Annotated in this window: 19 protein-coding genes; 11 read left to right on the top strand and 8 right to left on the bottom strand. The window is 47.9% G+C overall.

Annotation, left to right across the window (positions count from 1 at the left end):
- Positions 1 to 16: 16 nt before the first annotated feature.
- Together F7D20_RS08230 and F7D20_RS08225 are read right to left on the bottom strand one after the other, a co-directional pair.
- Positions 17 to 751 (bottom strand): lipopolysaccharide kinase InaA family protein, encoded by a 735-nt coding sequence (locus tag F7D20_RS08230; RefSeq protein WP_194253529.1) that lies wholly within the window; start codon positions 749 to 751, stop codon positions 17 to 19.
- 117 nt (positions 752 to 868) lie between these two features.
- Positions 869 to 1,771, bottom strand: coding sequence for a helix-turn-helix domain-containing protein (locus F7D20_RS08225; protein ID WP_158463620.1), 903 nt, complete (start codon positions 1,769 to 1,771; stop codon positions 869 to 871).
- A 187-nt stretch (positions 1,772 to 1,958) separates the two neighbouring features.
- Here F7D20_RS08225 and F7D20_RS08220 point away from each other — a divergent pair, with 187 nt between their 5' ends.
- The 4 genes from F7D20_RS08220 to F7D20_RS08205 are packed head-to-tail and all read left to right on the top strand — an operon-like array spanning position 1,959 to position 6,866.
- Positions 1,959 to 3,398, top strand: coding sequence for a TolC family protein (locus F7D20_RS08220; protein WP_158463619.1), 1,440 nt, complete (start codon positions 1,959 to 1,961; stop codon positions 3,396 to 3,398).
- 34 nt (positions 3,399 to 3,432) lie between these two features.
- Complete coding sequence (locus tag F7D20_RS08215) at positions 3,433 to 4,449, top strand: HlyD family secretion protein (RefSeq protein ID WP_158463618.1); 1,017 nt, start codon at positions 3,433 to 3,435, stop codon at positions 4,447 to 4,449.
- A gap of 30 nt (positions 4,450 to 4,479) precedes the next feature.
- Complete coding sequence (locus tag F7D20_RS08210; RefSeq protein ID WP_367383924.1) at positions 4,480 to 5,652, top strand: ABC transporter permease; 1,173 nt, start codon at positions 4,480 to 4,482, stop codon at positions 5,650 to 5,652.
- Entirely contained in the window at positions 5,652 to 6,866 is a 1,215-nt protein-coding gene (locus F7D20_RS08205; RefSeq protein WP_158463616.1) for an ABC transporter permease, read from the top strand. The genes F7D20_RS08210 and F7D20_RS08205 overlap by 1 nt, the downstream gene beginning before the upstream one ends.
- Positions 6,867 to 7,441: 575 nt before the next feature.
- On the opposite strand, the gene F7D20_RS08200 is transcribed toward F7D20_RS08205, so the two are convergent.
- On the bottom strand, positions 7,442 to 8,971 hold the full coding sequence (locus F7D20_RS08200) for a DUF4301 family protein (protein ID WP_158463615.1): 1,530 nt from the start codon (positions 8,969 to 8,971) through the stop codon (positions 7,442 to 7,444).
- Between the two features lie 125 nt (positions 8,972 to 9,096).
- Here F7D20_RS08200 and F7D20_RS08195 point away from each other — a divergent pair, with 125 nt between their 5' ends.
- Positions 9,097 to 11,313: a RelA/SpoT family protein gene (locus F7D20_RS08195; protein WP_158463614.1), complete on the top strand. Its 2,217-nt coding sequence runs from the start codon at positions 9,097 to 9,099 to the stop codon at positions 11,311 to 11,313.
- Positions 11,314 to 11,475: 162 nt separating this feature from the next.
- On the opposite strand, the gene F7D20_RS08190 is transcribed toward F7D20_RS08195, so the two are convergent.
- The 5 genes from F7D20_RS08190 to rfbC all read right to left on the bottom strand — a co-directional run bounded on the left by F7D20_RS08190 (position 11,476) and on the right by rfbC (position 17,150).
- On the bottom strand, positions 11,476 to 13,644 hold the full coding sequence (locus tag F7D20_RS08190) for a helix-turn-helix domain-containing protein (RefSeq protein ID WP_158463613.1): 2,169 nt from the start codon (positions 13,642 to 13,644) through the stop codon (positions 11,476 to 11,478).
- A 160-nt stretch (positions 13,645 to 13,804) separates the two neighbouring features.
- A complete protein-coding gene (locus F7D20_RS08185) occupies positions 13,805 to 15,667 on the bottom strand; it encodes an SLC13 family permease (RefSeq protein ID WP_158463612.1) in 1,863 nt (620 codons plus the stop codon).
- 71 nt (positions 15,668 to 15,738) lie between these two features.
- Positions 15,739 to 16,338: a DUF4738 domain-containing protein gene (locus F7D20_RS08180; RefSeq protein ID WP_367383923.1), complete on the bottom strand. Its 600-nt coding sequence runs from the start codon at positions 16,336 to 16,338 to the stop codon at positions 15,739 to 15,741.
- A gap of 33 nt (positions 16,339 to 16,371) precedes the next feature.
- Positions 16,372 to 16,536, bottom strand: a complete 165-nt coding sequence (locus F7D20_RS13225) for a hypothetical protein (protein WP_367383922.1) — start codon at positions 16,534 to 16,536, stop codon at positions 16,372 to 16,374.
- 59 nt (positions 16,537 to 16,595) lie between these two features.
- Positions 16,596 to 17,150, bottom strand: a complete 555-nt coding sequence (gene rfbC, locus F7D20_RS08175; RefSeq protein ID WP_158463611.1) for a dTDP-4-dehydrorhamnose 3,5-epimerase — start codon at positions 17,148 to 17,150, stop codon at positions 16,596 to 16,598.
- A 227-nt stretch (positions 17,151 to 17,377) separates the two neighbouring features.
- On the opposite strand from rfbC, the gene F7D20_RS08170 reads away from it, so the two are divergent.
- The 6 genes from F7D20_RS08170 to hisIE all read left to right on the top strand — a co-directional run bounded on the left by F7D20_RS08170 (position 17,378) and on the right by hisIE (position 21,952).
- Positions 17,378 to 18,439 (top strand): SPOR domain-containing protein, encoded by a 1,062-nt coding sequence (locus F7D20_RS08170; protein ID WP_437182661.1) that lies wholly within the window; start codon positions 17,378 to 17,380, stop codon positions 18,437 to 18,439.
- Between the two features lie 4 nt (positions 18,440 to 18,443).
- Positions 18,444 to 18,977 (top strand): FHA domain-containing protein, encoded by a 534-nt coding sequence (locus tag F7D20_RS08165; RefSeq protein ID WP_022252396.1) that lies wholly within the window; start codon positions 18,444 to 18,446, stop codon positions 18,975 to 18,977.
- A 127-nt stretch (positions 18,978 to 19,104) separates the two neighbouring features.
- The gene (gene hisH / locus F7D20_RS08160; protein WP_022252397.1) at positions 19,105 to 19,695 is read left to right on the top strand and encodes an imidazole glycerol phosphate synthase subunit HisH; all 591 of its coding nucleotides are present in this window, start codon (positions 19,105 to 19,107) and stop codon (positions 19,693 to 19,695) included.
- Positions 19,692 to 20,408: a 1-(5-phosphoribosyl)-5-[(5-phosphoribosylamino)methylideneamino]imidazole-4-carboxamide isomerase gene (hisA, locus tag F7D20_RS08155; protein ID WP_158463610.1), complete on the top strand. Its 717-nt coding sequence runs from the start codon at positions 19,692 to 19,694 to the stop codon at positions 20,406 to 20,408. The genes hisH and hisA overlap by 4 nt, the downstream gene beginning before the upstream one ends.
- 48 nt (positions 20,409 to 20,456) lie before the next feature.
- Entirely contained in the window at positions 20,457 to 21,236 is a 780-nt protein-coding gene (hisF, locus tag F7D20_RS08150; RefSeq protein WP_158463609.1) for an imidazole glycerol phosphate synthase subunit HisF, read from the top strand.
- Between the two features lie 56 nt (positions 21,237 to 21,292).
- Entirely contained in the window at positions 21,293 to 21,952 is a 660-nt protein-coding gene (hisIE, locus tag F7D20_RS08145; RefSeq protein ID WP_293446659.1) for a bifunctional phosphoribosyl-AMP cyclohydrolase/phosphoribosyl-ATP diphosphatase HisIE, read from the top strand.
- Positions 21,953 to 21,970: the final 18 nt, after the last annotated feature.

Here is a 21,970-nt window from a genome sequence, read left to right as displayed (position 1 = left end):
TTATGGAAGTTATCGCCTATTTTCTTATCCATTTAAATAAATGTGTAAAGCCTTTAATATGTTTCCATCGTCTGTCATGTACCTTCTTGGCTTCCAAGATTTTCCTGATCACATTCTCATTAATTCCCCTTACGTTCATATACTGCTGTATCACAAACTCGAACAAATCTATTCTGCCAGTAAAACTCATCAGGTTCTCTACACATATTTTCAGCGGAGGATATCCTTTGTAGGACCTCATGCGATTGATGTCGATAAGAGAGAATCTGTAATGACCATCATCCTGGATCTGATAGAAAATATTGCTGCTATTCAAGTCAAGATCCACGATGCCTTTCTGGTGTAAACGATTCACAAAACGAGCAAAATCACTCGCCATCACCTTGTTGAAATCCTTTAGTTCATTCAGTTGCTCAGAAAGGAGAGGACTATGTTCAACGTCAGATATAAAGTAGCAATACTTGAGAAGTCCCATAATCCTTGTCTCCACATATCCATAGCCTTCGGGGGTAGCAAAGCCATTAGCCTGCAACTTAAAGGAATACTCGTATGCACGACACGCCTTCGTGGGGCGGAATAAAGTATAGTGTATTCTTTGGACAAAGTAAGGTTGCCTGTATCTTTTCACCATCACTTCTTTGTCCTCACCATTCACCTTTATCCAAAATGCCTTAATCACATTTCTTCCTATATAAACACATTGTCCCTCCTGCTCGAACACCTCAGGAATGCGCTCAATGAAGTCTCTCATCTCAGGGTGCCTGGGACTTACCTTTATGGTTGTTTTTTTAAAATACATCATCATTTACTTATCATTACACAGTCAAAGAACACTTCGCAATAAAACGATGAGTTCTCTGCCAACATACTATTTCTCAGCTGCATTTTTACCTTTCATCATTCTGAACTGAGTCGGTGAGCAACCCAGATGAGATTTAACAAACTTGCCGAAAAAAGAAAGATTTGGAAAGTTCAAATAGTTGGCGATTTCCTTTACACTCATATCCGAATGAGACAAAAGACGGCTGATATCTTCTATCGAATATTCAATGATCCACTCGTAAGCAGTTTTCCCACTGTTGTCCTTACAGACATTCGACAGGTATTTTCGGGTAATACAAAGTTTCTTGCTATAGAAATCCACGTTTCTTGGTTTTACCTCCAAGGAAGACAACAGTTCTATAAATTGCTTGAACAACAGACTGCCCCTTGAGACATGGAGCGTTTCCCTTTCCGGAGAACTTTGTTCTATGATGCTCAGCAAGCAAAACAGGAAAGAATTCACCAAACTTCCCACAATCAGCTTCTTATATTTAGAATTTTCTTTTACTATTTGCTCAGACAAGAGTGCATGATATTTTTCGAATGTACTCATATTCGACTCACCCACATGAATGATAGGTCTATTCTTCAAATAGAAAGAAATATCCACCACATCACCAATGTGCAACATGCTTCGAGCTATCTTTGACGATAGACAAACAGCCTTGGCACTAAAGTCAAAACTAAACAAGCAATCGTTCATAATGGTGTTGGGCTGGCAAATAATAATGTCGTTGGAAGAGGCCGTGGCTTCTTCTTTGTCTGCCTGCATGGCCACACGCCCCGACTTGATGACTATGATCAAAAGGAAATCCACCTTGATGGCTTGCAACCTCGAGAAATTGCGCAGGTCATCAATAATAACCACGTCGTTGTCTGCATAGTCTATAAACTCTGCATTCGCTATGAGTCTGATGTCAGAAATGTCTATTTTTTCAAACTTTGCCATACTTTAGTTCTTTTTGCTGGCAAATTTAGTAAAAAAACATACACGTTTAGTGGTCTAAAAGGTAGATTTATTGTTCTTTCACATAACAACTTCCCTAAAAGAACACCATACAGACCTATTAGAGCACCAAATAGTGTTCTAATAGTAGTAATTTTGCCGCATGAATTATAAAAACAGATAGAAAATAATGAAGAAAAAAGTATTAATGCTTGGATTGTTGTCGCTTGTATTGGTCAATACAAATGCCGTCGGCAAAAGTTGGTCACTCGACTCATTAAGAGCCAGAGCCATCAGCAACAATAAATCCCTACTTATGGCTGGGCAGAAAAAGGTAGCAGCCCATTACACCCATAAATCTGCAACCACCAACTACCTGCCAAAAGTATCAGCTACAGGTGCATATATGTACACAAGCCGCGAGTTGTCGCTGCTGAGCGATGAGCAGAAGCACACCTTATCTAATATAGGAACAGGACTATCTGCAGCAGTTCCCAATCTCGCTCCAATGAGTTCTACCATCAACTCTGTAGGACAAGGAGTCGTGGATGCCCTTCATACCGATACCCGTAATGCAGGTGTCGTAGCGGTTACCCTGACTCAACCTATTTATATGGGAGGCAAAATCAGAGCATACAATAAGATTACCCAATATGCCGAAGAGGCTGCCGGAACCCTGTACGACAAGGAATTGCAAGACATCATTGTAGAGGTGGACGATGCTTACTGGAACTTAGTGGCGCTGTACAGCAAGAAGAAACTTGCCGAGGGCTACAAGGCTTTGGTTGACAAATTGGAAAGAGATGTAGAGAAACTGGTAAAGGAAGGCATGGCTACCAAGGCCGACCTCCTGAGTGTAAAGGTGAAGGTGAACGAAGCCGGTGTGACACTCATTCAGGTGAACAATGGCATAGAACTGTCAAGAATGAACCTCTGCAGGATCTGCGGACTTGACATGAACGAAGCAGTAGAGGTAGAAGATGCCATCGACGAGAAGAGCCAAAGCACAGCGATAATGGGCCAGGTGGAAATGGTCAATTCGAAGACAGACAACCTGGTAGAACAGGCAGAAGGCAACCGCAAAGAGCTGCAGGCCTTAGGACTTCAGAACAAGATTTACGATGAGAAAATCAAGTTGGCACGTGCCGAATACCTGCCCAAGGTAGCCCTGATGGGAGGCTATCTGGCCAGCAACCCATCGGTATTCAACAGCTTTGAACGCAAGATGAAAGGTATGTGGAATGTAGGTGTCACGCTGAACGTCCCCATCCTCACCTGGGGCGACCGCTCTTACAAGGTGAAGACTGCCAAGGCAGAAGCCCTGATGCACAGATTTGAAACCGAAGAGGTGAAGGAAAAGATTGAGCTGCAGGTGAACCAATGCCGTCAGAAACTTCAGGAGAGTCTGGAGCGTTACCAGACCACCCTGCGCAGTGTGGACGAGGCAGAAGAAAACCTCCGTTACGCCAACCTCGGCATGAAGGAAGGCGTAATTACGCTGAGCAATGTGATGGAGGCACAGACTGCATGGCTCAAGGCTAAATCGGAATGGGTAAACGCACAGGTGGACGTACGCCTTGCCAATCTCTATCTGCGAAAAGCCATCGGTTCTATCGATACACATATTTAAAATACAACAATGTTAAATCTGAAATAACTTAGAAATGAAAAAGAATAGAATCATCACCAGTATTCTGGCAATCGCCTTGGTGCTCATTGCCGTCATCATCGTTGTCATCACGGTAGGTCTGTTCAAAACCACCAAGGAAGAAACCCTTGAGGGACAGGCAGAAACGACCGACTACCGTCTCTCTTCCAAAGTACCTTCACGCGTATTGGAGTTGAGAGTAAAAGAAGGTGACTTTGTTCACAAAGGTGATACACTTGTAGTACTCGAAGCTCCCGATGTTGAGGCAAAGCTTTCTCAGGCCACTGCCGCCTACGATGCCGCCAAAGCTATGGAGGACAAAGTGTACAGTGGTGCCCGACAAGAAGAAATACAGGCAGCCTACGAGATGTGGCAGAAGTCGATAGCAGCCGTGGATGTGATGCGCAAGACCTACAACCGTGTGCAGCGCCTCTTCGAGGGAGGCGTGATGGCTGAGCAGAAGCGCGATGAGGCAAAGGCGCAATATGATGCTGCCGTGGCTACCGAGAAAGCCGCCAAGGCAAAATACGACATGGCTGTGAACGGTGCCCGAAAAGAGGAAAAATCTATGGCACAGGCACAGGCCAACCGTGCTAAGGGTGCCATTGCCGAAGTACATTCCTACATCAAGGAGACGGTACTGACGGCTACAGCCGACGGCTTGGTAACCGAGATTTTCCCCGAAGTAGGCGAACTGGTGGGCACTGGCGCACCTATCATGAATGTGTCGGTGGTAAAAGATGTATGGTTTGTCTTCAATATCCGCGAAGACAAGTTGAAGGGCTATTCCGTGGGAACCGAGGCAGAGGTGTATGTTCCTGCCGTAGACAAGACCATTCCTGTACGCATCACCCTGATGAAGGATGTGGGCTCTTTTGCCGTATGGAAGGCCACCAAGGCTCTCGATGATCTCGACCTGAAGACCTTCGAGGTACAGGCTCATCCATTACAGCCGGTAAGCAACATCATGTCGGGCATGTCGGCAGTACTGAGAAAGTCATCTTCTGCAACCGACAAATCCTCAAAGAATTAAAGCATATAAAAAATCATCATCATGAACATCATAAGCAAGACTATCAGAAGGCTCGCCATGATAGGCAAAAGAGAACTGAAGATGTACTCGCATCGCCCACTCTTCCTCTTCTGCATGATCATTGCGCCGCTGTTCTGTCTTATATTCCTCACCTCGCTGATGAGCGCCGGCTTGCCTACCAAGATGCCTGCAGCCATGGTTGATGAAGACGACACCCACATTACTCATACCATCACCCGAATACTCGGCTCTTTGGAAGGAGTGAAGATCGTGCGTCACTATTCTACCTTCGGCGAGGCAAGAGAAGCCATGCAGCGAGGAGAAATCTACGCCTTCTTCTATCTTCCCAAGAAGACAACAGAGAAGGCTTTGTCCAATCGCCAGCCCCGTATCTCGTTCTATACCAACGAGTGCTATTATGTTCCGGGCAACCTGGAGATGCGCGATATGCGCTACGCTTCCGAGCTGACAGGTCTCGCCCTGACACGCGAAACGCTTTATGCCCACGGCATGAACCCACGACAGGCGATGGGCGTGATACAACCCATCAAGATAGAGACACATCCGCTTAACAACCCTTACCTTGACTATGCAGTATATCTCAACAATATGCTCATACCTGGAATCTTCATCCTCCTGGTGATGCTCTCCGCAGCCTACACCATCGGACTGGAATGGAAACGAGACACACAGCTTGTACTCTATCGCATATCGGGAAAGTCTCCGCTCACCGCCCTTGTGGGAAAACTGTTGCCACAAACCTTAGTGTTCTGGCTCATCTATATTCTCTATGCCGTTTATTTTTATCGCTATCTGCAGTATCCATGCAACAGCGGCATCATGGCGATGATACTCGTGGGAATGCTCACCGTGTTGGGCGCACAGGGATTTGCAGCCTTTCTCTTCGGTGTATGTGGACAGATGCGACTCTCCATGTGTCTCTGTTCGCTATGGGGAATCCTGTCATTCTCTTTGGCTGGTTTCACCTTCCCGGTAACAGCCATGGACACCATCCTGCAGAAGCTGTGTGTAGTCTTTCCTTTGCGCCACTATTATCTGTTGTACGTCAACCAGGCACTCAACGGATACAGCATCGTATATGTCTGGCATAGTGTGCTGGCGCTGGCAATATTCGCCTTACTGCCAGTGCTCACGCTCCACCACTATCGCCGTTTATTCATCAACGTTAAGTACATACCATAATGACAAGATCTATCATAAATATCATACAGATTTGGATGACGGAACTCAGGGAAATCATGCACGACAAGGGTATCTTGATTTTCATCATCTTTGTGCCTCTTTGCTATCCGTTGCTCTACTCTTATGTCTACACAAACGAGGTGGTGCGTGATGTGCCTTTTGCTGTGATTGATGATTGCAACAGCAGTATGAGTCGTGAGTTCATCCGAAAGATGGATGCGACACCAGAGGCCAGCCTGGCAGCACATTGCAACGATGTCAACGAGGCACGCCAACTGCTGATGGAAAGAAAAATATACGGTGTGGTTCGCATCCCGAAGACCTTCAATCTGGATATCTGGAGAGGTGAGCAAACTACCGTCGGACTTTACTGTGACATGAGTTCGCTGCTGTATTACAAAGCTTTGCTTCTTGCCGCCAATAATGTCTCACTCGATATGAACCGAGACATCAAGGTGGACAACTACCTGCATCCGATGACCCGTGAAGATGAAAAGATTGCCCGAATGCCAATAGAATACGACTACATCAGTCTCTTCAATCCGCAAAGCGGTTTTGCTGCATTTCTCATTCCTCCAGTGTTGATGCTCATTATCCAGCAGACACTCTTCTTAGGCATCGGCATGTCGATGGGAAACCAGCGTGAGAAATGCCTTGCCAACATGCTGCCCAAGCGCAAATGGTACAGAAGACCTGTGGATATAGTAATAGGCAAAGCCATCTTCTACTTTATCCTCTATCTGCTGATGGCCATATATATGTACACCGCTGTGACCCTGTGGTTTGGATTGCCCGACGTGGGTGACTATTTCGTGTTCCTCAGATTCATCATTCCGTACATTTTAGCCTGCATCTTCATGGCGATGGTGCTGTCTGTATTGGTTTACAGAAGAGAAGATTGCATCATGCTGTTCGTCTTCCTTTCGGTGCCGTTGCTTTTCATGTCGGGCATTTCGTGGCCTGGATCCGAGATTCCTGTATTCTGGAAGTATGTGTCACGGCTCTTCCCTTCTACATTTGGCATGAACGGCTACCTGCGCATCATGGGCACTGGTGCGTCCATTGCCGATATACATAAGGAGTATGTGGGTTTGTGGTGCCAGGTGTTTGTTTACGGCATATTGGCATGTGTCATGTATCGTCTGCGCCTGAAGGCTATTGTCAAACGACTATCATCAGCCAAGAATCGACTAAGAATATATCAAGGAAAATGATACTGCAACTTTCTTTTCTGGAACATACTTTGTAACAACTCAGCACCCCTATAGCCACGAGCAATTTCTTTAATACGATACAAATTGTTTTCTATTAGTTTATAAATCTATGTTCTAAAGTTTAGAACACAAGTTCGATAGTTTAGAACTTAAGTTCGAAAGTTTAGAACATAAGTTCGATAGTTTAGAACATAGATTTTTAGGGCTAAAAAGAACATTTATATAGTATAAGAGTAAGATTTCTTGTGGTTTGACGATTTTAGTTGACCACTACTCCGACTCACCAACCCTACTTTGGTCATCATGCCTCCCAAAGCGGTTGGTGAGTTTTTTGTCAAACAAAGACAGGATTCATACTAAAATATGAACCCTGCATCTATCGCTGGGGGCTGAAGTCACTAAGTGACGGTAAAAAAAGGTATTACAGAATTAAGGGAGCTGAGGGAGTTATTTCTAAACTCCCTCAGCTCCCTTGACTCCTTTGCTCTGAAGAAACATTCCCTTAAGGCTTATTGGTTTAGTTTCTCCAACTTCTTTAAATTCTTCACTTACCAATTTGCGTAAGTTGAGTTGCTTTACTCAGCTTTCGCCTGATGCTGGTCGCGAAGCAGGTCATTGACCGTCTTCACTGGGTTGAAAGTGCTGAGAGGAACCTCTACGAACACCGTGTTCCAGTCGCTCATCGCACCATTCCAAAGACCAGGCAGTTCGAGCGCCTTCAGTTCCTTGCCGTTCTTGCTCTTGTTGCTGATAAATCCTGTCTTGGGATCCACATACTTAGGCAGGTCGAAATCGTTGCCCTTATAGTCCTTAGTAGCGCAAACAAGGTCTACAGGATTGAAGTGAGTGCCCTGCGCAAACATATCCATGTATTGCTTGTTGTTCTTGTCGATCTGTGAGCTTTCCAGAATCTGCAGACTCACCGTTCCGTCGCTGTTGTAGGTAAGGAAAGGTCCGCCACCAGGCTCGCCCACATTCTTTACCACGCCACATACACGCATCGGACGGTTCAGCTTCTTGCGCAGATAAATCACCAGGTCAGCATCCTCCAGTTCCTTGATGTCGGCACGACGGCAGCACAGGTCGCGCTGCAGGAATCGGATAATCTCCTCCAACTTCTCATGATTGTAAGTACCCGAGTCGAGAACGCGCAGATACTCGAATGCCTTCTGCTGCAGCGAAACCAAGATGCCGGCAATCACCTGCTTGTAGGTCACGGTGTCGGCCTTCAGACGGTCGGGCACCACATTATCTATATTCTTGATGAACACCACGTCGGCATCTATCTCGTTCAGATTTTCTATCAGCGCTCCATGACCGCCTGGACGGAAGAGCAGCGAGCCATCCTCATTGTGGAAGGGAGTGTTGTCGGGATTGGCGGCGATGGTGTCGGTACTTGGCTTCTGCTCAGAGAAAGAGATGTTGTACTTCACACCGAATTTCTTGGCGTAGCCCTCTACCTTATCTGCCACCATCTTTTCGAAGAGCTCCAGATGGTCGTGCGAAACGGTAAAGTGGACATTTGCCTCACCGTTACTGCTGGCATAAAGCGCAGCCTCAACCAGGTGCTCCTCCATAGGCGTGCGAACCTCTTCGTCGGAATACTCATGGAACTGCAGCAAGCCCTTGGGCAACTGACCATAGTTGAGTCCGCTTTCCTTCAGCAGATTTGCCACCACAGCCTTGTACTTGCCTGCCTTGATCAGGTCGCATACGCAGCTGCCCTCGTTCTCCTTGCACTTGCTGCAGAGAGACTTACGGAAGGCAAACTTCTTGATATTGTCGAAGAAATGCTTCTCGAAGTCGGTAGTAGGCACATCATAAGGCGCATCAAGGAACGCAAAGAGATCCTTGAACATTCTGCTTGCCGCACCCGATGCTGGCACAAACTTCACAATGCGGTGACCCTGCTTCTTGTACTCGTCCCACACCTGTTCATACTTCTTTACCTCCTCTGCGTCGGGAGACATAATTCCCTTACCAATGGCTGCAGCACCTTCGAGACGAAGGAAAGGGAAACCATTTTTGATTTGCTCCAATTGTTTTGCTATTTGCTGCTCCGAAATGCCGCGAGCTGCAATTTGGGTTAGTTCTTGCTGATTCATGATACCATATTTATGTTATTTTTTCTTTAGTTGTGCTACAAATGTAGTAAGTTTTTTTGAAAAAAAGAAATTTTATGACGATTTTTTGTACCTTTGCAATAAGTTTTTAAGAAAAGGGAAGAATTATGGACGAAAAATTCACTTTTACACCCGAAGAAAGGGAACAAACCCTCACCATTCTGGAACGATTGCGTACTGCTGTCGGCAACACTTTCAGCGCCCAGGATGAGAAACTGATCAGAGAAGATATTCATCACGCATTCATCAACCATCAGATAAGCCGAGATGTCTTTGGGCTCAATCCCATACTGTATGCTCTGCAGACAGCCGAGATAGCAGTCAACGAAATAGGACTCAGACGCGACGGAGTAATCGCCATCCTGATGCAGACCAGTGTGGTGGACGGTTACCAGACGCTCGACGACATAGAGAAGAAATATGGCGAAGGCGTGGCGCACATCATCCGCGGTCTGTTGAGAATCAACGAACTCTACAAGCGCAATCCTGTCATAGAGAGCGAGAACTTCCGCAACCTGCTCGTCTCGTTCTCGGAAGACATGCGTGTGATCCTGATCATGATAGCCAACCGTGTCAATATGATGAGGCAAATCAGAGACACCGACCAGCTCGAAGCCAAGCAGCGTGTGAGCGAAGAGGCAAGCTATCTGTATGCTCCCCTTGCCCACAAACTGGGTCTGTACAAACTGAAGAGCGAGCTCGAGGACCTGAGTCTGAAATATTTGGAGCACGATGCCTACTATATGATTAAGGAGAAGCTCAACGCCACAAAGGCTTCGCGCGACGCCTACATAGCACGATTCATCAAGCCTATACAGGAGAAGTTGGATGCTGCCGGACTGAAATACCACATGAAGGGACGCACCAAGAGCATCCACTCCATCTGGCAGAAGATGAAGAAACAACAATGCGGCTTCGAGGGCGTGTACGACCTCTTTGCCATCCGCATCATCCTCGACTCGCCACGCGACAAGGAATACATGCAATGCTGGCAGGTGTTCGCTCTCATCACGGCCATGTATCAGCCCAACCCTAAACGTATGCGCGACTGGCTCTCTGTGCCTAAGAGCAATGGTTACGAGAGTCTGCACACCACCGTGCTCGGACCCGAGAACAAATGGGTGGAGGTACAGATTCGCACAGAGCGTATGGACGAGATTGCTGAGCACGGACTGGCTGCCCATTGGCGCTATAAAGGTATCAAGAGCGAGAAGGGAGGCATCGACGAATGGCTCGCCAACATCAGAAGCGCACTCGAGAACAACGACGACCTGCAGCTGATGGACCAGTTCAAGATGGACCTGAAGGAAGACGAGGTGTATGTATTTACACCTAAGGGCGACCTGCTCAACTTCCCCAAGGGAGCCACGGTGCTCGACTTCGCCTACTACATCCACTCACGTATCGGCAACACCTGTGTGGGAGGAAAGATCAACGGGCGCGCAGTAAGCTTCAGACAAGAGCTGCACTCGGGCGACCAAATAGAAATCCTGACACAGAGCAACCAGAAGCCACGTCAGGAATGGATCAACATCGTGAAGACCTCGAAAGCCAAGGCCAAGATCCGCCTCGCCATCAAGGAGACACAGAAGAAGGAAGGTCTCTTTGCCAAGGAACTCCTGGAGCGACGATTCAAGAACAGAAAGTTGGAAATAGAAGAGAGCATCATGGCACGCACCATCAAGAAGATGGGCTACAAGGAGAACTCTGATTTCTACAAGGACATTGCCGAGGAGAAGATAGACCCCAACAGCATCATTGAGAAATACATCGCCGAACGCGACCACGACCTGAACGTGACCAACACCACACGTCCTGCCGCCAGTGCTGCCGAGTTCGAGTATGAGAATCCTACCGAGGAAATGATGCGACAGAACGACGACGTGCTCGTCATCGATGAAAATCTGAAGGGAATAGACTTCGAGTTGGCCCATTGCTGCCACCCTATCTATGGCGACCCCATCTTCGGCTTCGTCACCGTAAGCAAAGGCATCAAGGTGCATCGTTCCGACTGTCCCAATGCCAAGGAACTGCAGCGACGTTTCGGCTATCGCATCGTCAAGGCAAAGTGGAGCGGCAAGGGAACCTCCAAGTACGCCATTACCCTGCGAATCATCGGCAATGATGATATTGGAATCGTGAGCAACATCACCAACATCATATCCAAAGAGGATAAACTCGTGATGAGAGGCATCAACATCTCGTCGAAAGACGGTCTCTTCTCGGGCAACATCACGGTGATGATTGATGATGCCTCACGCACCGAAGCTCTCATCAAAAAGTTGAGTGCTGTGAAGGGTGTAAAACAAGTCATGAGAATTTAAGCCAGATACCCCTAAAAAATGAAAGTACTTGCGTTAGCAGTTGAAAGCACTTTCATAAGCAGTTGAAAGCACTTTCATAAGCAGTTGAAAGTACTTTCATAAGCAGTTGAAAGTACTTGCGTTTGTCATCGCAAGTACTTTCATTTTTTTTGTGCATTTTTCCTACTCCACATCCCTGACAAGTATGATTTCCCAATACTCATAGTCGCCACCCATGGCTTGCTTGATTTCAGAAATCTGCTTCATTTCAGGATGAGCCTGCATAAAGTCACGAATCTTCTTTTCGCGACTCGAAGAGATGAGAGTCCTGAGACCAATCTCTCGCTCACGCACATAATGTGACAAATGAGTGATGATGGTACTCTGGGCAAGTCCGCGGGCTGTGGCTATTTGCTGCACATTCATGCCCTCCTTGAAGAGGTCGAGAGTGATCTGACGAGTAGGCGTCTTGGGAGCCTTAGGCTCTTTGGGTTCCTTGGCTGCCGACTTGCGCTTGCGACCACTACCCGCCCCCATTGATTCCTCGTCTGCACGCGAAAGAATAAACAGCGCTTTCTTCTTCAGATAGTCGCTCACCGAGAACTCGGCTTCCTGCTCATAACGCAGGAGCGACTGCTTGAGCAGCGTTTCATCGGCAAAGGTCCCGAATCGGTCGGCAAACTGCTTCTTCGCAGTCTTGTTGTCGGTCGAAACATTCGTCTTCTTCAGCAGGTCGGTCAGTATACCCGTCTTTTGCCAGAAGTATTGAGCAGCCTTGTGTATGCGCTCCTGCAATGCCTCATCGCTCACATCGGGATTGGCATTCAGCATGCAGGAATACTGCACCCTGAACTTGTCGGAAACAGCAGCCAGACTCTTCAGCACCACCCCAAGTTTCTGATACTCGCCTACGAGTCGTGGATAATTGCTCATGAAATACTCCACCAAGCAACGCAACAGCAAGTCATAGCTTTGCTGCAGGGAACGGAAGTCGAAAAGCTCGGCTATACATTGCTGAACATAGAGCTGCTGCAGCGTAGCAATCTGCTCCTTCGTAGGAGAAACCATACGATCGTTGTACGAATCGACGGTACTGTCGCTGATGATGGCAGAACGAGACAAAGGGCTGCTGAGCACCATTCCCTCCAACGATTTGCAACGGCTCAGCGCCACATAGGTCTGACCATGGGTGAAGGATCGCGAGGCGTCAATGATGGCATGCTCGAAGGTAAGTCCCTGACTCTTGTGGATAGTGATGGCCCATGCCAGTCGAACGGGATACTGTCGGAAAGTGCCCTCCACGGTTTCCTCTATCTCCTGCGTCTGCTCATTGAGTGTGTATTTCGAGTTGCTCCATTCTGCCTTTTCCAGTATAAACTCTTCGCCATTGTCCTTTCCCATGACCCTGATCTCCTGGTTATCAATAGCCGTCACCTCGCCTATCATACCATTATAGAACCGGTGGTCAGCATCGTTCTTGATAAACATAATCTGAGCTCCCTTCTTCAGCAGCAGCTTGAAATCGGCAGGATAGGACGTCTCGGGGAAGTTGCCCTCCACCTCTGCCGTGAAACTATATACTTGAGAGGGTAAGTTGCCTAATTCCTGCTCATTGATATGCTGAGCAGGGATATTATGTGTAGTAAGCCGAATGTAGTCACCACCCTTAGGAGGCTGAAAATCGGGAATATAACGTTGATTAAGTGCAGCAAGGGTTTCGTCGCTTGCCTTGTTCTCCCTTATCTGGTTGAGAAGCGCCACAAACCTCTCGTCCTGCTGACGATAGACGGTCTGCAGTTCTATGGTGAGATAGCTTGCCTGTTGCAACGCCTTGCTCGAAAAAAAGAAAGGAGTGTCGTAATACTGGCGCAACATACTTTCCTCATGTTCTGTCACAACGGGAGCCAACTGCTGCAGGTCGCCTATCATGAGCAACTGAACGCCGCCAAAGGGCAGATCGTGCTTACGATAACGGCGCATCACCGAGTCGATGGCATCAAGCAAGTCGCTGCGCACCATACTAATCTCGTCGATGACCAAGAGATCCATCGTACGAATGATGTTTCGCTTCACCTTGCTGAATTGAAACCGCTTCTTCTCACCACCAGCGAATGTAGTACCCGGAAGATAAGGCGAAAGGGGCAGCTGAAAGAATGAATGAATGGTCACACCACCGGCATTGATGGCAGCGATTCCTGTAGGAGCCAGAACCACCATTCGCTTGGGCGACCTGCGCTTGAGTTCCTTCAGGAAGGTTGTCTTTCCTGTACCCGCCTTACCTGTAAGAAACAAATTGGCACTCGTCTTCTCTATAATGTCCCAGGCTTTCAGGGACTCCTCGTTCATTTCCATCTTGCTGTGTATTTTTAATGTGTGACGAAAATAGGTTCAATTATCGCACAAAGATAGTTATTTTTATTCAACAAGAGTAAGCATCGAGAGTTAAAAAAGAAAAAAACATTCCTATAACTTCTAACAGCCGAAAATGACTAATGACCAAAATGACAAAGCGCTAATACGGGAACAGCAAGGGAAGCACGAAGGTCATGACAATGCCGATAATAATCTGCAAAGGCAAACCCACCTTGACATAATCCATAAACGTATAGCCTCCTGCTTTCATCACCAGCGCATTGGGCGGTGTGGAGAAGGGAGAGGCGAAACACATACTGGCTCCCAAGGTGACGGCAAAGAGGAAAGCATAAGGACTGACCCCTACCTGCTGGGCTGCTACCAGAGCTATAGGTGCCATGAGGACTGCCGTGGCTGTATTGCTGATAAACATGGTCATGAGCGAGGTGGTGAAATAGATGCCTGCCAAAAGGGCTGTGGGACCTAAGGCTCCTAAGCTGTCTACCAGGGTCTGCGACACCAAAGCCGAGACTCCTGTCTTCTCAAGGGCTGTAGACATGGGCATCATGGCGGCAATGAGCACGATGCTCTCCCAGTTGATGGTCTTATAGGCAGCCTCCACATTTCGGAAACATCCGGCAAAGACAGTCAGCAGACCGGCAATGATAACCGCTGTTACAGGAGCAACAGGAATAAAGTCGAAAACCATCATCACCACCATCAGCAACATGATGGCAGCGGCCACAGGAGCCTTGTAGTCGAGAAGCACCTTGTCGGCAGTCTTCTCAGGCTGGTCGAGCACCACCCAGTTGGCTGTATCGGCAGCAAGGTGAGCCAGGTTGGTCCACTCGCCCTGCACCAGGAGCATGTCGCCCACATGCAGTCGGGTGCCAATAAGATTGTCGGTGATGTACTCGTCTCCTCTACGGATTCCCAATACATTCATGCCGAAGCGTTTACGCAGATTGGCCTCACCGATTCTGAGTCCAGCAAAATGAGAAGTAGGCATGACGACAATCTCGGAAAGTCCCAAGTCATAAAAGTCTATCTTCACGTCCTTCATCTTGCGCAGACCATAGTCGGCTGCAAAGCGCTGCATCTTAGCCTCGTCACCCATTATATATAAGGTGTCATGCTCTCCAATGACGCTGCTGCTCTTCGCCATATTCTGGTTGATGTCCTTCATCAGTCCCAAGCGCGACTTTTTCTCGTTTCTTATCTCGATGACACTCACTCCATAAAGCTTCTGTATACTGAGTTCCTTGAGCGTCTTGCCCACTATATCAAGCTTCTCACCCTTTTCATCGATAGCTGCAGAAGAACGATGGCTTGGCACAATAAACCGATGCAGATTGTCGAGCAGACGATATTCCTGCACCAAGTCGTCGAGCGATTTGCCACTCTGCTTTTTCTTTCCACTCTGCTTACGACTCAAGAACACCCGGCTCAGAGGCATGAGCACGATGATGCCAATGGCAATGACGATAAGGCCCACTGGCATGAAAGAGAAGAAGCTGAGCGACTGATAGCCAGCCTCGGTCAGCACCTCGTCGATGACAAGGTTGGGCGGAGTACCGATAAGCGTAAGCATTCCGCCTAAGCTACCTGCAAAGGCAAGGGGCATGAGGAAACGTGAGGACTGTAAGCCTGATGCTGCGGCAAGGCTTACGATGATGGGCATCATCAGAGCCACCGTACCCGTATTGCTGACAAAGGCTCCGATAAACGAGGTGACGAGCATCACCAAGAGAAAGGTAATGGTTTCGTTGCCGTGCGAAAGCGCCATAAGTTTGTTGCCCGTCAACTTGGCAAGACCAGTCTGCATGATGGCCCCACCCACCACAAAGAGTCCTATCATCATGATGACAATAGGCGAGGAGAAGCCTGCAAGAGCTTCTGTGGGAGTAAGAATTCCGAAAACAAGGAGTGCTGCCAGGGCGGTAAGTGCCACGATGTCAGCCCTCACCCTGCCCCATATAAACATGGCAACGGTAATGATTAAAATGATAAGCGTTACTGTCATGTTTGCAAAGCTACTTATTTTTTCGTAAATGACAAAAGAAATGAGGCAAAAAAAATCAGTACAGAGACACATCAAGCGCCTGCAGTACTGATCTTAAGCTGACCATCAAAGGAAACAGTCACTTCTACCTGATAGCTGACAGAGCTGTCGGGCATGGCAAGGACAGCACGGAAATGTACGCCCGCCTTGTCGGCAGCACGGAAAACGATATCGCTCAGCACCGCCTGCTTCAGGAAAGAGTCAGGCACCTTACGGCTGAAGTCCTGCTTGCGGAAGTCACGCCCGAAAAGGCGCGAGGCTCCATGATAGACATTCACATTTACTATGTTGTCATAATACACATTGTCTACCCCCACTCCATCTTCATTATAGGTACTCTTGAGCACCTTATAGGTTGTAGGATTGACCTGTGTATAAAGATGATACTTCTCTGCCCCAAAAGTCACGATGGTGTCTCTCCGAACCAGCTGTCCCTGATTGAGCACCACGGGCTGCTGATGCTTGAAAGAACTGAGATAGGTCTTGTCATTGGTCTTCACCAACCTAAGCACATCTCCATTCTGAGTCTTGAACTCGAAGAGATGAGCGGCCTGTTTCACGATAGCATAGCGAATATCACTGGCGCCACGTATCACCAAGGTGTCTGCCGACACATAAAAATAGGCAGGCATACTGGTAGAGTCTGGATAATAAATAGTGTCGCCCTACACCCGAAAGACCACATCCTCGTCATCCTCGTCAATCCACATGCCCTGCAGCATCTGCTTGGCCTTCATGTCTTCTTTGAACGTTTCCTTCTGGGCACGTTCCTTACAGGCCGAAAACACCATCAGGCACCCTATGACCAATAATATAATATTGCGTTTCATCAATGATTTAATTTTCCTTTTCTGTGACTGTGAAAAAAATGGGTCACACTGTTCTCTCTTTACTCGAAGACCTCGGCATCCTTCAGCGATGTAGCCTTGAGGAGATCTTTCTCTGAGGTGAGCACATCATCGGCAGAAATAGGCCACTCGATGTGGATGTCCTTATCATTCCAGCGGATGCTGGCCTCGTGCTGTGGAGCGTACACATTATCTACTTTATAGGTAAACACAGCCTCGTCGCTCAAAACCAGGAAACCGTGAGCAAAGCCACGAGGGATGAAAAGCTGCCGTTTGTTGTCCTCGCTCAGTTCCACAGCCACATACTTTCCAAAAGTAGGACTGCTCTTACGAATATCGACAGCCACATCGAGCACACGTCCACGGATGACACGCACCAACTTGGCCTGTGAGTATTCGCCCTTCTGATAATGCAGTCCACGAAGAACACCATAGCTCGACTTGGACTCATTGTCCTGTATAAACTCTACATGACGACCTATATGCTGATCGAAATCAGCCTGTCTCCATGACTCAAAGAAATAGCCACGTGCATCACGAAAAACCCTGGGCTCCAACACGTAGACCCCATCAATCTCAGTCTTCAAATATTCCATTACTCTTTAGTTTATTCTGCTTCGCCTGAACCGTTTCCAGCAAGCAATAGCACTATACCTTATTTTATATATATGGCAAAGATAATATATTTTTTTGAAACGGCAAAACAAATAAAACTTTTTATCGTCTATTACTTATTTTTTATATAAAATTGTTGGCGGGAAGAAAAAAAATAACTATCTTTGCAAACGTGATTGAACTGGAAAGACATATAGAGATCCTACTTTTGAGCAACGATTGCGTGATAGTCCCCGACTTTGGAGGCTTCATGGCTCATCATGTAGATGCAAGATATGATGGCAGAGACAACATGTTTTTGCCACCACTGAGGACTATTGGCTTCAATCCACAGCTCACTATGAACGATTCGCTCCTCGCGCTTTCATATGTAGAGGCCTACGACATCAGCTATCCTGATGCCCTGAGCCGTATCGCAGAAGACGTGAGAGAGATTCGTGCCGAGCTCGACATCAACGGAAAATACGAATTGACGGACATAGGTACTCTCTACCTCAACAGCCAGGGCACATATACCTTTAAGCCCTGCGAGGCTGGCCTGCTGACTCCAAACTACTATGGTTTGGACGGCTTTGTCATGCAGCCACTTGCGGAGCTTGGCGCATCTGCCAGCAACGAGGAGACAGCGGCATCAGCCGAAATCATACCTTTCGACAGCAATTCCAACCAACAGGTGGAAGAAAACGAGGGCAGCCGACAAGCCACAACAGATACCGTGTCCTTAAACGAACAAGAGGAGGAGGAAGAGGAAAGCAGCGAGTTCGTACAGATCAGAAAGAGCTGGCTGCGCAATGCCGTGGCTGCATGTATCGCCCTTATTGCCTTCTTCACACTCTCTACCCCACTCGACACACCACAGGTGCAGAAGAGCAAGGTAGACATCAGCATGTTGAACCGTCTTATGCCTAAGGAAATGGTAAAGGACAACAGCATCAAGGCACTCGAGGCTGTAGCCAGCGAAGTCGAGAAGAAAACAGAGATTGCGGGGAATGCCGAACGTACAGACAAAGCAGAGATTGAAAAGCAAGAAATAGCCAAGCCACACTATTGCATCGTGCTGGCAAGTCGTGTTACCAAGCGCAATGCAGCTACCTATACGGAGAGTCTGCAGGCCAAGGGCTTCAAGGACACCAGAGTACTCATTACATCCAACAATGTAAAGGTGGTCTATGGTTCCTATGAAACCGAGCAACAAGCTTACACAGCGCTCAACCAGCTGCACCACCACGAGGCCTTTGCCGACGGATGGGTAACCCTCGTAAAAGAATAAACGCATGAAAAGAGTAAGATGCCCCAAGTGTGACAACTTTATCACATTCGACGAGACCAAGTACCAGGCAGGACAAAGTCTCGTCTTTGTATGCCCACAATGCAACAAGCAGTTCGGCATACGCATGGGTGTGTCCAAGTTGCGCGAGACTCAAAAGGAGGAAAAGCTCGACGAAAGAGCCAACGAGCATGGTTTTGGCTCTATCGTTGTGATAGAGAATGTCTTCGCCTACAAGCAGGTCATTCCCCTGCAGATGGGCGACAACATCATAGGACGATACATGAAGAACAGCGGCATCAACTGCCCCATCGAGACCGTAGACCCCAGTGTCGACATGAACCATTGTGTCATCAATGTGAGTCGCGACAAGAAAGGCAACTTGAAATATGTATTGCGCGACGGTCCCAGCTATACAGGAACCTTTGTCGACAATGTGATCTTGGGCGACAGAGAGCGCCGCGTCATAGAAGACGGCACACTCTTTACCATCGGAGCCACTTCCATCATTTTACGCTCCGCAGATAATAAAGACGAATAATTATACCATTTTCGCTTACTATCTGAAAGAAATTCGCACACTTTTATAATCTTTTTGCCAATATTTTCTTTATATTGCAAGAAAATGCGTATCTTTGCATCTGTAAACTTAAGATTAACGTCAGCTTATGGATGTAGCAATCGTAAAATACAACGCCGGTAACATCTACTCCGTGGTGAATGCCATGAAGAGACTCGGCATCTCCCCCATCCTCACCGACGACGCAGAAACCCTGCGTAAGGCCGATCGTGTGCTCTTTCCCGGGCAGGGACAGGCCAGAGAAGCCATGCTTTATCTCAAAGCACACGGGCTCGACGAAACCATTAAGTCGCTCACACAACCCGTCTTGGGAATATGCGTGGGACAGCAGCTCCTGTGCCGACATTCAGAAGAAGGAGACGTGGACTGCATCGGCATCTTTGATGTCGACGTAAAGAAGTTTGTGCCCCAGCAGCATCAGGACAAGGTGCCTGCCATGGGATGGAACGAGATCTACAACCTCTCTTCACCCCTGATGAAAGACCTGGGCGAAAATCCATACACTTATTTCGTGCATAGCTACTACGTGCCGCTATGCCAGGAAACCATTGCTACGGCCAACTACATACAGCCCTACAGTGCCGCTCTGCACAAAGACAATTTCTACACCTGCCAGTTTCATCCCGAAAAGAGCGGAAAGGTAGGAGAACAAATCCTCAAGAACTTTATGGAACTATGAATATAGAACTCATACCAGCCATCGACATCATTGGTGGACAATGCGTAAGACTCACCAAAGGCGACTACGACCAGAAAAAAGTGTACGACGACAACCCTGCCGAAGTGGCAAAACACTTTGAGAAATTAGGGTTTAAACGTCTGCATGTGGTGGATCTTGACGGAGCCAAATCCAAGCATATCGTCAACGACAACGTGCTGAAAGCCATCACGTCAGCCACTTCGCTATCTGTAGATTTCGGAGGCGGAATCAAGACAGAGGAAGATATCGAGAAAGCATTCGACGCAGGAGCTGCCATGGTGACAGTAGGAAGCATCGCCGTAACTAACCCAGAGCTTTTCCTTAGTTGGATAGACAAATATGGAGCCGGGCGCCTTATCTTGGGAGCCGACGTAAGAAACGGCAAAATATCTATCAACGGCTGGAAGGAAGACTCGGCAGAAGACTTGCTTCCTTTCCTCAAACAGTACACCGACAAGGGTGTGCGCAACGTGCTCTGCACAGAGATCAGCAAGGACGGAACCCTGCAGGGGCCAGCCATCGAACTCTACAAAGAGATCATGGCAGCCTATCCCGATCTCCATCTGATTGCCTCGGGAGGTGTAAGCTGCAACGAGGATATAGATGCTTTAGAGACAGCCGGCATTCCTGCGGTGGTGTTCGGCAAAGCTTTCTACGAGGGAAAAATCGACATAGACAAATTAGGTCTTTGAGTCCCCTCATAGCGAGATTTCTGCAATAATGAAAAAGAAGAAAGAGATATGGTTGAACAAAACATAAGCAAAGGTTTGGCGAAGAGAATCATACCCTGCCTTGACGTGAAGAACGGAGAGACCGTAAAGGGCACAAACTTCGTGAACCTCCGCAGCGCAGGCGACCCTGTGGAACTGGGCAAGGCCTACAGCGATGCAGGAGCCGACGAGCTCGTGTTTCTCGACATCACAGCCAGCTTTGAAGGGCGAAAGACCTTTGCCGACATGGTGACACGAGTAGCCGAGCAAATCAACATACCTTTCACCGTGGGAGGAGGAATCAACGAACTGAAAGATGTTGACCGACTGCTCAATGCCGGAGCCGACAAGGTAAGTATCAACAGTGCAGCCATACGCAACCCCGGTCTCATCGACAAGATAGCCGGACACTATGGTTCTCAGGTGTGTGTATGTGCCATAGACGCCAGGCTCGACAGCGACGGATGGCACTGCTACGTAAAGGGAGGAAGAGAAAGAGTGGAACTGGGACTCTTCGACTGGGCAAAGGAAGTTGCCGACCGTGGTGCTGGCGAAATTCTCTTCACCAGCATGGACCACGATGGCGTGAAGCAAGGTTTCGCCAATGAGGCTTTGGCAAGACTTGCCGACGAGTTGAGCATTCCAGTCATTGCATCTGGAGGAGCAGGCAACATGCAGCATTTCCGTGATGCCTTCACCTTGGGCAAGGCCGATGCAGCACTGGCTGCCAGTGTGTTCCACTTCGGAGAGATTGCCATACCCGACCTCAAGAAATACCTGCGCAATGAAGGTATCAACGTGAGAATATAATAAACGAAGCTAACACATAGCAGAAGTATATAGACTAAGAAATAAAGCAAAAAGAAATAGATATGGAAATGGAAATAGATTTCGAGAAAATGGGCGGCCTTGTTCCAGCCATCATCCAGGACGCAGTAACCAAAAACGTACTGATGTTGGGATTCATGAACAAGGAGGCATACGAAAAGACCATAGCCACAAAGAAAGTCACCTTCTGGAGCCGTTCACGCAACTGTCTGTGGACCAAAGGTGAAACATCGGGCAACTACCTCAACCTTGTCAGCATTCAGAACGACTGCGACAAAGACACGCTGCTCGTCAAGGTACATCCACAGGGTCCAACCTGCCATAAGGGAACAGACACCTGCTGGGGCGAGGACAACACGCTGAACCCTATCCTCTTCCTCTCAGAGTTGCAGGACTTCATCAACAAGCGTCATGAGGAAATGCCCGAGGGAAGCTATACCACCAGCCTGTTCCAGAAAGGAGTGAACAAAATGGCACAGAAGGTAGGCGAAGAAGCAGTGGAAACCATCATCGAGGCCACAAACGGCAACGACGAGAAACTCGTTTACGAATCCTCCGACCTGCTCTACCACCTCATCGTTCTGCTTACCAGCAAAAAGCTGCGCATCGAGGACGTGGCAAAAGAGCTGCAGATGCGCCACGACCCAGAATGGGACAAGAAGCGCCGTACAGCAAAGAGCAAGGGTGAAATGAAGTAATACATATATATATAATAA

This window comes from Segatella copri, assembly GCF_009495355.1.
Lineage (GTDB): Bacteria > Bacteroidota > Bacteroidia > Bacteroidales > Bacteroidaceae > Prevotella.
This window is presented reverse-complemented; position numbering and strand designations above follow the sequence as displayed.

Coding starts and splice junctions, on each gene's coding strand:
- F7D20_RS08230 (WP_194253529.1), bottom strand. CDS start 751: ATGAGAGACTTCATTGAGCGCATTCCTGAGGTGTTCGAGCAGGAGGGA.
- F7D20_RS08225 (WP_158463620.1), bottom strand. CDS start 1,771: ATGGCAAAGTTTGAAAAAATAGACATTTCTGACATCAGACTCATAGCG.
- F7D20_RS08220 (WP_158463619.1), top strand. CDS start 1,959: ATGAAGAAAAAAGTATTAATGCTTGGATTGTTGTCGCTTGTATTGGTC.
- F7D20_RS08215 (WP_158463618.1), top strand. CDS start 3,433: ATGAAAAAGAATAGAATCATCACCAGTATTCTGGCAATCGCCTTGGTG.
- F7D20_RS08205 (WP_158463616.1), top strand. CDS start 5,652: ATGACAAGATCTATCATAAATATCATACAGATTTGGATGACGGAACTC.
- F7D20_RS08200 (WP_158463615.1), bottom strand. CDS start 8,971: ATGAATCAGCAAGAACTAACCCAAATTGCAGCTCGCGGCATTTCGGAG.
- F7D20_RS08195 (WP_158463614.1), top strand. CDS start 9,097: ATGGACGAAAAATTCACTTTTACACCCGAAGAAAGGGAACAAACCCTC.
- F7D20_RS08190 (WP_158463613.1), bottom strand. CDS start 13,644: ATGGAAATGAACGAGGAGTCCCTGAAAGCCTGGGACATTATAGAGAAG.
- F7D20_RS08185 (WP_158463612.1), bottom strand. CDS start 15,667: ATGACAGTAACGCTTATCATTTTAATCATTACCGTTGCCATGTTTATA.
- F7D20_RS08180 (WP_367383923.1), bottom strand. CDS start 16,338: ATGCCTGCCTATTTTTATGTGTCGGCAGACACCTTGGTGATACGTGGC.
- F7D20_RS13225 (WP_367383922.1), bottom strand. CDS start 16,536: ATGAAACGCAATATTATATTATTGGTCATAGGGTGCCTGATGGTGTTT.
- rfbC (WP_158463611.1), bottom strand. CDS start 17,150: ATGGAATATTTGAAGACTGAGATTGATGGGGTCTACGTGTTGGAGCCC.
- F7D20_RS08165 (WP_022252396.1), top strand. CDS start 18,444: ATGAAAAGAGTAAGATGCCCCAAGTGTGACAACTTTATCACATTCGAC.
- hisH (WP_022252397.1), top strand. CDS start 19,105: ATGGATGTAGCAATCGTAAAATACAACGCCGGTAACATCTACTCCGTG.
- hisA (WP_158463610.1), top strand. CDS start 19,692: ATGAATATAGAACTCATACCAGCCATCGACATCATTGGTGGACAATGC.
- hisF (WP_158463609.1), top strand. CDS start 20,457: ATGGTTGAACAAAACATAAGCAAAGGTTTGGCGAAGAGAATCATACCC.